Source organism: Amycolatopsis sp., assembly GCF_035276945.1.
Classification (GTDB): domain Bacteria; phylum Actinomycetota; class Actinomycetes; order Mycobacteriales; family Pseudonocardiaceae; genus Amycolatopsis_E.
Map to the genome: position 1 here is coordinate 1 of NZ_DATELF010000130.1, position 13,132 is coordinate 13,132.

The following is a 13,132-nucleotide window of genomic DNA, read 5'->3' on the forward strand; positions in this document are numbered from 1 at the left end:
GCGTCCGTTGGGCATCGTCGCGGATCAACAGCTCCGCATACACCGCCTTGGCCTGCTCCAGCTCCACCTCGGGGCCCGCAAAGGCCGACCGGTTGGCCTTCGGGTTGCCCAGCTCCCGCCGGTGGTCGTACGTGATATTCACCTCGGCCAGCGCATCGCGCAACGCGGTCTTGCTGAAGCCCCGTTTCCGGGAGATCGGGGTCAGCCGCACATCAACGAGCCGCGTCACCCTGCGACCGGCAAGATCAGCGACGAACCCAGCAACCTCCCGCCCCTCGTAACCCACACCAAATACCCCGCACTCCTCCGTGACCATCATGCGGTAACCCTGTCACGACCGAGAGCCACCCGCTCGGGCAACACCGCAAACCGCCCGCGATGCCGCCGTCGGGGCGCGGTCCACCCTCGGCTCATGAGCAGTCCTTGGCCGTGATGACATATCGCTTGTCGGTGTTGACGTAGCCGTACTGGCCGTTTTTGAGCAGGACCCGATAACGGTGCGGATTGCTCGCGTCGACGTCCGCCCGGAACCGGGTCCTGCTGGGCCATTCCGTCCATTTGTCGTAGGTCTTCGGGTCTTTGAACACCGAGACGGTCTCGGTTTCGTCCCGGACCCGGATGCATTCGGCACCCACGTTGTTGGCCGGTTGCGCTCCGGAGTCGTATCCCGGTGTCCCGTCGAACCGGGTGGCGATGACGACCACCAAGATTCCGGCGACGAGGATGGCGGCGCCGAGCGCGATCAAAACGTGATTTCTTTTCGTTTTACGCGGCTGGTGGGGTTCCACCGGTGGAAGTGGCGGCGGCTCTGCGTTCTTGCCAAGGCTGTCGTAGGCGGCCCTGGCCTTCCGCCACTTCTCCACCCATTCCCGGGAGCCGCCGCCGAGATAGTCGACGATGAGGCTGACGCGTTCCCAGTCCGGGACCACGTCTCGTTTGCTGGTCATCAACTCGCTGAGGGTGCTTTCCGGGATACCGGTGGCTTTCGTTATTTCCTTGTTCGAGACAGGGCCGAGGTTGCCGCGCAGCCGCTCGGCATCGAAGCGGTCGCGAAGTCCCTTGATGTCCACCTTCCAGAACATCTGGATGATCGTTCTGGGATCGCCGTCCTGTTGATCTTCGATGTGTCCATCGGATACCACCCGCGCAATTGTGGTCACCGCTACAACGATCCGGACACCGACCCCCGAAACAGACCCTTTCCCCAGGTCGAATCACTCGAATCCGCTCGAATCCGGCCGGATCCGAGATCGCTCGTCGGCCGCGCCAAGCCTCCCTACGGTGACCTCACCACCGAATGCCGGTGGTGACGATGGCGAGGAGGAACTCAGATGAAGAAGGTGATCGGTACCTCGTTGGCGACGGCCGTAGTGGTGGGCTTCGCGGTCCTCGCGAGCGGGACCCCGACCTCGGCGGTCGCTGTGCCCACCGCCAATCTCGGCGCGACAACTGTGGACAACCAACTCGGCGAAGACGACGACACCGCCGTCGAGGCCGCGCAGAAACCCAAAGAAGGAGAAGTCGTCAAAGGCCACCGGCGAATCCTCCTGGTCACCTACTACACAGCCAAGGACTGCGTCGTTCACCCCAACTATCCGACCAATCCGGGCAAGCCGTCCTGGACGATCCAAGAGGGCGCAAAGATCATCTGGCGGTACAACGTGACCAGCAAGGTCGCGGCCATCTCCGACCCGGCCCGCGACGGGTTCCCGCATTGGGGATTCGTCGAGGACAGCACGTGCATCGGGAAGTCGACCGGTCAGGATCCGCACAACTACACGGTGACCGAGAACGGTAAGGAAGTGGTGAAGAAGACACCACCCTATCCCGCCGGCGTGCCGATGCCCCAGCGAATTCTGTCCGGCCGGAGCCAGTACGCACCGTTCTGGCGACAAGTGGACTGGCGGCCCGACCACGGCGCGGAGCCCACCAAGCGCCACACGATGACGCACAACGCCACCCTCCGGGACGCGCCGCACCGGTTCGTCATCGGAAATGTCTACAACACCTGGGAGGTCCGGCCGACCAGCAAGACCCAGGACGGCTACACCGAGGTCTATGTGCCCAGCCTCGGGCGCTGGGGCTGGCTCCAGCTCTGATGACACCCAGTCCTCCTGCCGCTCGCGAGCGGTCATCGGTGTTATTTCTGACAAACGAGAGGAGAATCGATCATGAGCCGTAGAGCCCAGCAGGGTGACGCGAAGCTTCAAGCGAGGATGATCCGGGTAGCGGTCGCTTTGGCCGTGCTAGCCGGCGCCGCGATTGTCGGAACTCAACCTGCGTCCGCCGCGACCAGCGCAGGTACCGGCCAGGCGAGCGCGAGTACTGCCAGTGTCGCGCCCAGTTGCGTGCACTTCAAGCAGAACTTCTGGGGAACGATCCGGGTACACAACACCTGCCGGTCGTGGCAGCGTGTAAAGGTGGTCAAGCGGTACGTCTGGGACAGCGGGTGCAAGCAGTTGAAGCCAGGAGAAATGTTCTCCACCTGGAGTCCAGCCCGCGTGGACCGTCTCGAACGCTGCTGATCACGGTCCCGAGCACGCATCCAGACAGCCGCAAGCCGCGTTGAGGAAAGCCGTCCTGTGCTCTTTGCCTGCTATTGCCGGTGAGCACAGGACGGTCCATCGAGGTCTTCTCAATAGTGGGTGGATACCAACGGCACTAGGGAGTCCGGCCGACTCAGGTACACAGGAATGCAGCAAGTCATACAATGGACGCTTGGATGTTCCTGGGGAACCGACACACAGAGCGCGAGGTGAGTAATCCACATGCGACCCAGACATCGCGAAACTGGAACACCGTGGACTGTCCTAAAGAGGCAAGCACATCACCCTCGAGTCGACAATCGTGGCTTCACCCGCTAGGGCACAGTGACAATCCACTCGGGATTCAGAAGAAGATCAACAGCGGTCACGGCGACCGCCTAACGAGCTAAGGGATCCTTCCATGGGAGTACTCGTAATTCTGATCATCATCGGCCTTGTTGCGTGGGCCATCTTTCGAGTGCAGGTGGATTCCCGGCTGCGTCAACAGGACGCCGCGGCAGGGATCGTCGCCAGGTTTGGCGACCTGCGCCTGACCAAGAACGAACTGTTCGAAGGACCGGAGAGCATCGCCCTGCGACACTCGCTCGAAGGACTGGAGATCGACTTCGCCATGTCCGGCAGTATCAATCGAGCCGCTGGACGGGTGACCTTGACCCGTATGGCGGTTCTCGGGCCTGGAGCCTGGGCGGTCAAGAAAGGACGCAACAAGAAGACCGACGACCGAGAAGGCTTTCTCACCATCGTTGGCCCCGGCGTAGCGATCACCAGACAGGTCCCTGGACGGTCGTTTGCGACCGCTGCCGAGTTCGTGGCAGCCTTCAAAGCTCAGGTTGCCCAGGTGACGACCGCTGAGACCGTACAACCACCATCCGGTGAAGTTCACGGCCGGGAAGAGAAGCAACCGGGAATCGAGAACCCCAGCCTGCCGAGTGCGCAGCCCATCCCCACAGCAAGGCCGGCAGTTCGGCGAGCAACACAACGGCAACCGGGAATTCGCAGGCCCTCGACACCGCACGACTCAGCACCACCGAACCATTCATAGCGATCACGTTCCGGGATCTGCAGGCAGCGGGCCGGTCGACGGCGACGTTGATCTGTCGCCCTGGTTCAGACCGAACCGCCAAGCTGCGGCGGACGGCCTTAACGGTGAATGTCCGGCCGCAGGCGCGAAGTGGGAGAGGTGTCCAGGTGGCAAGCCGTGGTCAAAAGAGACGAGGCCGACGGAAACCTCCCCGAAAGCAGTCGACCCCAGCTCCGCCGCCGAAGGAGGATTCCGCAAAGGTGTCGGAGTCGGACAAACCGGATAGGGCGAGTACGCCGCAGACTCGGCCTAAAGCGAAGAGTCGCACGGAAGCGCGACGGAAAGGGTTTCTCAGCATCCCGGAACGGCCGAGTCGCCTGCTGTCTGGCGCGCTGTTTCTCGCGATCATCTCGGTCGGGTATTTGGCGGCCCCTGCGGTCGTCGATCCGGCGACGGTTCCGCGGCCATGGTCCTACATCACCGACGGGCTGTGGGCGCTGGTGGTGTTCGGCGCGACCTCCACACTGGGCTTCCTGTTGTACTGCCTGACGTTCTTCCGCGATAGCGAGCCGACCAGGAAATTCTTGACAGGGATTACTCAATATGCTGGGACCGGTGCCGTGATGGGAACCCTGCTTGGATGCCGAATGGCCATACCGCTGGTGGCAGCATCAAAGACAGTGGGACAGCCGTTCACCTTCGTCAGTTTCCTGGGAGTAGTGAGCAACACCGCCACCATGCTTACCCTGTTGATGATCGCCATGTGCTGGAGAGCCTCACTGGGCCTGGCGATGGAGTGCGCCCGCGTCAGCGCAGACGAAGAGACGCCACGGCACTGGACCCTGCCGGATTTGATGAAGACCAAGGGGCTGGTCGCGATCATTGCTCTCACCGCCAACCTGGTCGGAGGCCAGGCTGCTTGGGCGGTGTGGATCATGCTGAACTAGTACTTCAGCCGTAGTTCGTGATCTTCGTGGTTCTTGGTGGGATTGTTGCTGGTAGTGGGCTTGCTGGGCGTGGTGTTGGTGGCGTCGTCGCCACCATGACCAGTGCAGGAAGGCGGTGATGTCGTCGGTTTGGTCGATGACGAGTCGGGTGAAGAGATGTCGGATTTCGTTGAGGGATAGGGTAATCAGTCCTGCCGGTGTGGTCAGTCACTCCCGGCTGTCCAGCCACAAGTGATCCCCGACCCCGGTCCAAGCCCGTCGGGTCCACGAGGAATTCCCGGGGCTTCCTGGGCCGCCTGCCGCGAGGGAAAGCCTCCTCGCCGCAACTGGCAGCGCTTTCCGCACAGGCCCGTCGGTACTTCCACCTGGAAATACCACGGCCCGTGTGTCCCGGTGGTCGGGGTGCGGGGCTACGAGTTCCTCCGGAAAGCCCGTCGCCTTCGCCGATCGAAGATCGCCATCCGCGTGACACCGGCGCGACACACCCTGGAGCGGTCATGTTCCGTCTGGACGGCGGCCGATAAGGTTGCCGCAATGGCCCCGCATACCACACCAGCTGTCGATCCCACTCCTGTCGGCGACATCTCGGTCGAGGATCTGATCACCCGCGCCGCGGACCTGAAGGGCGAACTGGTGGCGTTCGCCCAGAGCCCTCGCTTCGCGAGGCGACTGGACGCGCTGCTGATCGATGCCGCCGATCGACATGGCTACCTCGATGAGAGCACGGCCATACGCACCATCGACCACTTCGCGCTGCAATACCGACTCTCCGACGGGCGCACCGTCGTCGAGCGGTTTGTCGCCCAGCGGCGTCCGCAGCTGTCCGATGACGAGCAGGCGATGATGCTCGGCTGGCGCGACGTCGTCGAAGGGTGCTTCGAGGTTCGCCAGTTCGACGGCGACGCCGTGGAACTCCACAACCTTCTCGACGATCTCACCTACCGCGTCTACTCCAACATGGGGCGCAAGCCGTTCACCAAACTGCGCAAGGGAATGTTCGTCATTGGCCGCATCGTGCCGGTCCACCCGGCAACCGACGCCTGGCTGGTCAGCGGCCACTTCGTCACGTTTCCCAAATCCGCTCGACACCAGATTGCCCAGACGGCGGTTCGCGAGATCACCGCTCGCCCGGAACTGCTACGCCGCAACCCCGCCCTGCTCCGGCGAGCCGGGGAAGTCCAAGCCGAGCACCGCGCGGACTTCGTCGCTCAGGTCGGCTCCGACCTCGTGGTGCTGCCACCGGAGGAGGCACAGGAGACCTTGCGCGAGCACTACCGTCGCCTGCGGCAGAAAGCGGTTGCAGACCTCGACGGCAAGGCAGCCAAGCACGCCGCGACCAGGCGCCCCACCCCCGAGGAGATGGGCCGCCTGCCCGACGAACTGCTGGAAGCCGACGACATAGCGCTGATCTATGACGAGAGCGAAGGACTCAACTACTACCGCGACTTCGGCCACCTCGACGCACTCTTCGCCGATCCCGCACTGGCCCGGGCCCGCACGAACCTTGCCCAGTTGCGCGAGTACCTTCATGACGATTCGGTCTCGCCGCTGGCGATCCGCCGCCTGGTACAGCGCCACCCCGACGGCGCCGACCCCGTCTTCCGTGCACTTCTACGCAAGCCCGGCTTCTCCTGGTCGCGTGACGGCGAGAGACTGCTCCGCCGCCACAAGAAGGCCTTCTTCGACCGGGAACCGATGCCGAGTGTCTCGATCATCGGCGAACGCCTTGCCGCACTTCTCCGCACCGGATAGGTGAACCACCTCGACGGCGCGAACGAACGCAGTTTGGTCAGCAAGCGGCGGAGTCGACACGTTGAGGTCAGAGGGTGATCCCCAAGCGCTGCGCCAGCGAACCACAAGGGCTGCCCCCGGTCACCTTCGCTACCTGGTCGGGTCGCCCAGCCGGCCCGCCCCATGCCGTCGTGGCTGAATCCGGCGTCGAAGGCGGCTACCTCGTCATGCAGCGCATGCCGTACCCGGCACAAGCCCCTTACATCAGCGTCGGTGCGTTGTGCCCCACGTCGACGTCAGCCATGCCAGGTCGGTCACGGCCTGCTGCCGCGCGTTCTTGGCGCGCGTGAACAGCGCGTCGGTTTTGGTCAGTACGAGGGTGTACGGCCGGCCCTCCCGCCGGGTCTGGTGCCGCACTGGCAGCCCAGCCGAGTCGATCTGGGTGTGCACGTGCCGGCGCCCTTCCTTCGCCAGGGGCCACTCGAAGATCCGCCGCGACCGGGAGCGGAGAAACGTTCCCAGCGTGTCACAAAGGTCGCACCGGCACCCGGTCCATCCGATCGACCAGTCGTCTTCGTCACGCAGCGGCCTCGCGACGATCGCGCCGAGCCGCTTCGCGCAGTCGCGGGCGACCGCGTCGAGCCCCGCCGGTCGCCGTGGGTGCGCCGACCGCAGCGCCGGCATCAGGCACTCCAGCACGGTGTCCCTGTACTCGCGCAGGGCTGTTGTGATCTCGTCGCGCAGTGTGTCGGCGGCGGCCTCCAGCAGCCGCACCAGCGGCGAGCTGAGCATCTCCAGTTGTGGCTGGCGCAATTCGGTTCGCGCGGTGGTGGTCCAGGACTGGAGCTCGCCGGCCATCCAGTGCCAGGTCCTGGTGGCCAGCAGCCGCGCCACCTCCGGCGCCCCGGCTGCACGCAGCGCCCCGCACAGCCCTGGCAGCCTGTCGATCCACTCGTATCGGTCGGTTGCGTAGTGGCGCCCTGGCCCGAACCACCCGTCGATGACGTTCCGCGTCCGCTGCTCGCCGTATCGCCCGGCCACGGCAGCCAGCCCGCCTGCATGTTCCTGCGCGAGCGTTTCGACCCGGAACGGCTCCAGCAGCATCACCGCCGTCCCGGCAACGTCGAGGCCCGCTGCCACGTCCAGGGCCGCGCCGAGCAGTCCCGGCTGTGTCGCTGTCTTTTTCCAGAACGGCGCGAGCGACTCCGCCGCAACACGTGCGCCCTCCACGTCTCCCGCCTCGATGCGGTCGCGGAGTTCGTGCAGAGCCCACTGCGATCCGGCCTCGGCGCGCGCCGCGAACGCCCGGTCCAGCGGCCATACGACAACCGCAGCCCGCCGGTACCACCGATCCAGGGTGTTGCCGTAGTTGCCCATGTAGCCCTCGTACTCGGACTGGTAGGGCTCCAGGTCCCTGCTCGGGGTGGTGGCACACACCTCGTGGTCGGGGACGTGCAGCGTGATCGGCTCGCCGCCGTTGCCGTCCGGGCTTGTCCACCAGCCGAGGGTGATCTCGTCGTCGATCAGCGAGTGGAGCTGATAGTCGTCGGGGGTCTCGTCCTCGTCCTCGTCCTCGTAATAGTCGTAGTGGTCCCAGGGGTCGCTGCCGGAGGGCTCGGCGTCCCAGGTCTCCTTCACCTCCGCGAGGGCCAGCACCGCGTCGCACCCGGCCTGCTCGGCCGCGGCGCGTACCAGCGCGGCTCGCTCCGCGTCGGCGCCTTTGAGCCGGCGCCAGTTCAGGCCTCGCTGGGTGTATTCGTGGTCGAGCAGGAAGACCAAGCGGTTAGGCGTACCGAGGTCGCGGCCGCCGTACCGAGAGGTGGCTGGCGTGGTGAAGTGCTCGGTCAGGCAGTGCGCCAGCTCGGTGGCGGGGCCGGTCGCCGGAGCCGGGGGCTCGGTGACGGCCAGCAGGTTGAACGTGAGCGCCACCCGGTATCCGGACCTGACCGGCGTGACCTGGTGGCGGCAGTCGGCGTAGAAGGCGAGGAGGGTCAGCTCCTCCTTTGAGGCGCGGTAAGCCCTGGTCTCGCCGTCGTGGTCGATGACCAGTTCCCCGCCCGTGTGTGCCGAGGGCAGTGACACCACCAGCGTGCCCACCATGTCGTCGTGCTTTTCCGAGTCCTGGTGGGGGAGGAAGAACTGTCCCTTGCCGTAGACCAGCATCGAGTGCGGCTCGGCGCGCAGCCGTGCCGTCCGCGGGAGCCCGAGCTCGTCGCGGAAGTGCTCCAGCGCGCCGTCCAGCAGCGCCGTCCAGCCGAGCCCGCCGAGCGTGAACTGATCCGGCGTGAGTTCCCAGGTGTCGCGGACGCTGGTGTCTGTCAGCGTCTCCTCGCCCCGGCCGAACATCGCCGACCGCGCCAACGCGATCAGCTTCTTCGCCATAGGCGCGCGGACTGGAAGGTTCACCGGCCCGACGCCGGCCACCTCAAGCTGGAGGAGACGCGCCGGAGCCAGCAGCTCAGCGCTGAACGACCCGGTCGGTTCGGAATCGTTGAGTAGTCCCGCCAGTCGTTCGCGCGCCGTGGTCCCCATATTTCCTCGCGTACTCGTCGTGTTTCTTCCGCAGCGAGACTGTAGCGGCGGCCGGCAGGGAACCGATTACCAGGATCACCTCGTTATGACGGGAACGAGCGTTCCGGGCTCGATTAGCTCACGCTGTGTGGGGTGACTTCCTGCGCCGAGTGGCCGACGCGGCGCGGAAGGCCTGGTCGAGCGAGAGCGACCCACGAGTCTAGGTGCCGGCGGTCAAGCCAATGCCGGCGTGCCAGAGGAGGGCTTGCACAGAGCGTAGGTTGTTGCCGGCCGCCAGCGACAGCCTGGCGGCGCCGTGCACTTGGGTCCGAGCCCGCGAAGCTTGACGCGAAGCGCGCAGCCCCACCTTCGAAGAACTGTGTCAAGGCAGTACTCAGAACGGCGACCGCGGTCGCACGCGGCCCGATTTCGGGCTCCGTTGCCGGATCAATTGCCCTACATTACGTGGCTGTACCCGATACTCAAAAAGTGGCGGTCTCATTTTGACCTGAACTAACCAACACCAGGTGACACTCGACGATAATTTGTAAGCTCTGGGTTCGAGCCCCAGGCGCCCGACTCCTCCGCCTGCTCAGAGCGCCGAGGCTTCACCCCTGTTGATCTTGGTGCCGCTGATTCAGGTCACGGGACACGGCCGGTCATCGCCACGATCCGATCGAGCAGTGTCGCGTCGGGTGCGACGTCCGTCGGGGGAGCCCACAGATTCTGGACCGGGGCATTGGGGACGAACCCGGCCACGTGGTCGAAGCAGGCTTGCAGGGTCTGCTCCGGCAGGTCGAAGGACTGCTTGGTTGCCTTGGCGATATCCCAGCCGTGCACGACCAGTTCGGTAAGCGCGATCTTGCCCCACAGCCCGTTGGACAGGTTCAGACTCCCCACGTCAGCGCTACCCTGCCAGGCCTCGGGGTTGTCCCACGCCTTGCCGAGCGTCTGCGCGTGCCGAGCCACGTCGTCCCGCCAATCCGGGCCCAGGTGCGCGACGTCCGGGTCGGCGCCGAGGCGTGCCAGCTCGCCTTCGTCCTGCTGCGCGATCGCGGTGAACGTCCGACACCCCTGGTCGACGTGGCCGATCAGGTCGCGGACGGTGTACTCGGTGCAAGGGCTGGGACTGGTGAGCTGGTCATCAGTCGCACCTGCCAACAGGTCGATCATCCGCTGGCAGGCTGGCTTTAGGTCGATCACGAGTCTCCTCCAAGTCCACGGATGCCTTCTCAGGGGTACAGACCGTCGGCAGACCCGCGACTCATCGGTCGCGCGATCAGTGCCGCTTTACTGCCACTGATCAGCGAGAAGATGGCGGAGGAGGAGGTCCGAATCGACCGGCCTGTTCCGGGCGGCGGTGCGGCGCAGAACCGCATCGGGCCAACTTCCGGTGATGGCCGGCTTCGTGCTGATGCTGACCGCACTGTCGGCATCAGACCTGGCATTGGGCGTGGTGACCGGTGCACGCCTGACAACCCACGTGTTCGCGGTTACTCGGCGTGGCGCTGCTGTTCGTCGTCGCGCGGCACCATCGAGACGGCCGGACAGCGAACTCGCGCCCGGACACGAACGGTCGCGCAGCGGCGTCGTCGCGCGAGCGGGCACCATGCGGCCTGGCATCATGCCCGCCCCGAAGGTTCGGCCAGACGATCAGCCAAGGATAAGCGGGAGCTTTGCGGCCAGCTCGCCCAGTTCGGCCTTCTCCGCGTTGGTCGGGGCACGTCGTCCAGTGCAGACCAGCAGCGCGTCCTCGTCGGACAACGACGCGGGGAACGCGGCCCCGGCGATCTTCTCCAGCATCTCGCGGGACCGGGCAAGGGTCTCGGCGGGCGGTTCCGCCGCGCCCGGAAGGTTCGCGTTCAGGTCGAGGTGGTGCAGGGTCCACTCCAGGACGTACGCGGAGAGATAGTCGCCCACGGCAAGCACCTCGTCGCGGGTACTGACCCGGAGGTCCGGGTCGGCGAGTTCGGCGGCGCGCCCGGCGGCGGAGCCGACGTCGTCGAAGTGGAACTTCAGCAGCCGCGGCTCCTCGTACGCGGCGGCCAGCCGGACGATCAGTGCGTCGAGCGGGTCCTCGCCGGTCGGCGGCCTTTCGGCGACGGTCCAGTAGGTCACCGCGTCGCGGGTCGGCTCCGACTCGGCGGGGGTTACGAGCGTGATCAGGACGTCCTGGGCGCCGATGACCAGGTGGCACACCAGGTCCCGCACGAGCCAGCCGGTACAGCCGGACGGCTGTGCGAAGTCATCGTCCGGGAGTTCGGCGACGGTTGTGCGCAACGCCGTCCAAGAGCGTGAGAAGAGATCCACGGCCGCAAGCTAACAGCGCCCGGGCCGTCCGGCGACCGATTTCGCCGCTGGTCGCCCGTGCGGGCCTTGCCGCCGAAGGCTCCGCCCACGAACGGATGCACCGCGTGGACCGCCGACGGATCAAGGTCCAGCGCGCCGGCCAGTTCCGCCGCTTGGAGTTTCGCGCCCTTTCCACTGTAGACGGTCAGGGCGCCGGACTCCCACACCGCGACCGCGGAATGCGGGCATCACCCACCTCGGACGAAAGTTCATCTGTCCGCTTCAGACTGTCTCGGCATGATCACGCGTGGATCCGATACCTGATATGCGTCACCAGCGACGCCGACCTCGCCGACACCTGCTCCAGGTTCAAATCCGGGGCCCCCGCGAAAAGTCGCTCGCCGGCACCCAGCAACACCGGAGCGATATGCAGGCGCAGTTCGTCGATCAGGCCGGCCGCCAGATACTGGTTCACCGTCGACGCGCCGCCGGCGATCGCCACATTCCCCTCACCCGCGGCCTCGCGCGCCCGCTCGAGCGCGGACTCGATGCCGTCCGTGACGAAGGTGAAGGTGGTGCCGCCCTTCATCGGCAACGGCTCGCGAGGGTGGTGGGTCAGCACGAAGACCGGCCCGTGGTACGGCGGCTCCTCGCCCCACCAGCCCCGCCAGTCGAGGTCCCACTCGCCCCGGATTGGCCCGAACATGTTGCGCCCCATCACGAACGCCCCGGCGGCGACAATCTCGTCGATCTCCGCCTTGTTCTCGTCAGGAGTCTCGAACATCCATCTGTGCAGCCGGTCGCCACCTTCACCCAGGGGGTTCTCACGACTCTGGTCGGGCCCGGCGACGTACCCGTCGACCGACACACCGAGGTCACAGACGACCTTGCTCATCGAAGTCTCCTTCTCTCAACTGATTGCGAATTGCAACCGGTTTGGGAAAACATACCCCGGCCGCGACTGGTTGTAAACTGCAATCGGAAGCGAGGTTGGGAGATCCTCTGTGGCGGACGAGCGGCGGTCGGGATGCCCGATCAACCTCGCGGTCGAGGTGCTGGGCGACAAGTGGTCACTGGTCGTCATCCGGGACATGATGTTCGGCAACCGCCGGCACTTCCGGGAGCTGTTGCAGAACTCCGAGGAAGGGATCGCGTCGAACATCCTCGCGTCCCGGCTCCAGCGGCTTACCGAACTCGGCCTCGTCTCACGCGCTCCGGACCCGACTCACAAGCAGAAGGTGGTCTACAGCCTGAGCGAGCCGGCCATCCAGCTCGTGCCGGTCATGGCACACCTGGGCGCTTGGGGCCGCCGCCATCTGCCGGTCACCCCCCAGCTGGCCGCACGCGCGGAGCTGCTGGAACGCGGCGGCCCCGAACTGTGGGAAGAATTCATGGACGAGCTGCGTGAACAGCATCTCGGCATCCCGCGTCCCGAGGGCCGGGAATCCGTCTTCGAGCGGCTGCGCGCCGCCTACGAAGCCGCGCTGAGCACCTGACAGATGTCATGCCGCGCTTCAGCAGCGCGGTTCCGGCCGTGGGGGGAGACCAGTTCCTCGCCATCCGGCAGATGAAGAACCTGGTCCGCGCCGAAATGGCCACCAACTGACTCCGGGAGCGTGGCCGTAGCCGCGTCGCCCACGTCAGGGGACGGCGAGGCCCGACTGGCGCAGCGCATCCTCTACGCGCAGCCGCTCGATTTCCCGCTCGATCCCGTCCGGCACCGTGTCGAGACGATGAGCGACGCCGACCGCGCGACAGGCTTGGGTCAGCAGGGCGTCGTAGGCCTGGTTGGCCGCGCGACGTCGGACAACGGGGGCATCGGCGGCCATCCTGGCCAGTTGCCGGTGAACACGCCGCAAATCCGCGGCAAGGCGTTCGATCGGCGGCCCCTCGGCGACCGGTGGACGACGGTGGCACCACCTCCCGACCGCGCGCACTATCCGGGGCGCCTTGCCCACTACCCAGAAGGCCGCCGCGGGCGCCATCGAGACCACGCCGAAAACGATCACGTTCACGACCGTGCCACCGGTCATAACCCAGGATAGGCACCGGCGCGGTCGGTTGTGAATTTTCAGCCCGTTGCCGTG

The 13,132-nt window shown here is 65.9% G+C and carries 13 protein-coding genes and 1 pseudogene; 6 read left to right on the plus strand and 8 right to left on the minus strand.

The window, feature by feature from the left end:
* Positions 1 to 319, minus strand: a 319-nt coding sequence (locus VJT49_RS23170; protein WP_324167002.1) for a DUF488 domain-containing protein, incomplete at its 3' end; no start/stop codon positions are given.
* 91 nt (positions 320 to 410) lie between these two features.
* On the minus strand, positions 411 to 1,160 hold the full coding sequence (locus tag VJT49_RS23175) for a hypothetical protein (protein ID WP_324167003.1): 750 nt from the start codon (positions 1,158 to 1,160) through the stop codon (positions 411 to 413).
* Positions 1,161 to 1,331: 171 nt separating this feature from the next.
* On the opposite strand from VJT49_RS23175, the gene VJT49_RS23180 reads away from it, so the two are divergent.
* From VJT49_RS23180 to VJT49_RS23200, 5 genes are all read left to right on the plus strand, one after another.
* Complete coding sequence (locus tag VJT49_RS23180) at positions 1,332 to 2,099, plus strand: hypothetical protein (protein WP_324167004.1); 768 nt, start codon at positions 1,332 to 1,334, stop codon at positions 2,097 to 2,099.
* 72 nt (positions 2,100 to 2,171) lie between these two features.
* On the plus strand, positions 2,172 to 2,525 hold the full coding sequence (locus VJT49_RS23185; RefSeq protein WP_324167005.1) for a hypothetical protein: 354 nt from the start codon (positions 2,172 to 2,174) through the stop codon (positions 2,523 to 2,525).
* Between the two features lie 421 nt (positions 2,526 to 2,946).
* On the plus strand, positions 2,947 to 3,588 hold the full coding sequence (locus VJT49_RS23190; protein WP_324167006.1) for a hypothetical protein: 642 nt from the start codon (positions 2,947 to 2,949) through the stop codon (positions 3,586 to 3,588).
* A 239-nt stretch (positions 3,589 to 3,827) separates the two neighbouring features.
* A complete protein-coding gene (locus VJT49_RS23195) occupies positions 3,828 to 4,514 on the plus strand; it encodes a hypothetical protein (protein ID WP_324167007.1) in 687 nt (228 codons plus the stop codon).
* Between the two features lie 402 nt (positions 4,515 to 4,916).
* The gene (locus tag VJT49_RS23200) at positions 4,917 to 6,266 is read left to right on the plus strand and encodes a hypothetical protein (RefSeq protein ID WP_324167008.1); all 1,350 of its coding nucleotides are present in this window, start codon (positions 4,917 to 4,919) and stop codon (positions 6,264 to 6,266) included.
* Between the two features lie 243 nt (positions 6,267 to 6,509).
* Here VJT49_RS23200 and VJT49_RS23205 read toward each other — a convergent pair whose 3' ends face one another.
* From VJT49_RS23205 to VJT49_RS23225, 5 genes and pseudogenes are all read right to left on the minus strand, one after another.
* Positions 6,510 to 8,777 carry a 2OG-Fe(II) oxygenase gene (locus VJT49_RS23205; RefSeq protein WP_324167009.1) on the minus strand — a complete coding sequence of 756 codons (2,268 nt, stop codon included), beginning with the start codon at positions 8,775 to 8,777 and terminating at the stop codon, positions 6,510 to 6,512.
* A gap of 621 nt (positions 8,778 to 9,398) precedes the next feature.
* Complete coding sequence (locus tag VJT49_RS23210) at positions 9,399 to 9,959, minus strand: TIGR03086 family metal-binding protein (protein WP_324167010.1); 561 nt, start codon at positions 9,957 to 9,959, stop codon at positions 9,399 to 9,401.
* 450 nt (positions 9,960 to 10,409) lie between these two features.
* Positions 10,410 to 11,066: a maleylpyruvate isomerase N-terminal domain-containing protein gene (locus VJT49_RS23215; RefSeq protein ID WP_324167011.1), complete on the minus strand. Its 657-nt coding sequence runs from the start codon at positions 11,064 to 11,066 to the stop codon at positions 10,410 to 10,412.
* A gap of 56 nt (positions 11,067 to 11,122) precedes the next feature.
* Positions 11,123 to 11,290 (minus strand): annotated as a pseudogene (locus tag VJT49_RS23220) (molybdopterin cofactor-binding domain-containing protein); the annotation flags it as partial.
* Positions 11,291 to 11,346: 56 nt separating this feature from the next.
* The gene (locus VJT49_RS23225; protein WP_324167012.1) at positions 11,347 to 11,940 is read right to left on the minus strand and encodes a dihydrofolate reductase family protein; all 594 of its coding nucleotides are present in this window, start codon (positions 11,938 to 11,940) and stop codon (positions 11,347 to 11,349) included.
* 109 nt (positions 11,941 to 12,049) lie between these two features.
* Here VJT49_RS23225 and VJT49_RS23230 point away from each other — a divergent pair, with 109 nt between their 5' ends.
* Positions 12,050 to 12,541 (plus strand): helix-turn-helix domain-containing protein, encoded by a 492-nt coding sequence (locus VJT49_RS23230; protein WP_324167013.1) that lies wholly within the window; start codon positions 12,050 to 12,052, stop codon positions 12,539 to 12,541.
* 144 nt (positions 12,542 to 12,685) lie between these two features.
* Here the strand turns inward: VJT49_RS23230 and VJT49_RS23235 are convergent, their stop codons facing one another.
* Positions 12,686 to 13,078 carry a hypothetical protein gene (locus VJT49_RS23235; protein ID WP_324167014.1) on the minus strand — a complete coding sequence of 131 codons (393 nt, stop codon included), beginning with the start codon at positions 13,076 to 13,078 and terminating at the stop codon, positions 12,686 to 12,688.
* Between the last annotated feature and the right edge of the window lie 54 nt (positions 13,079 to 13,132).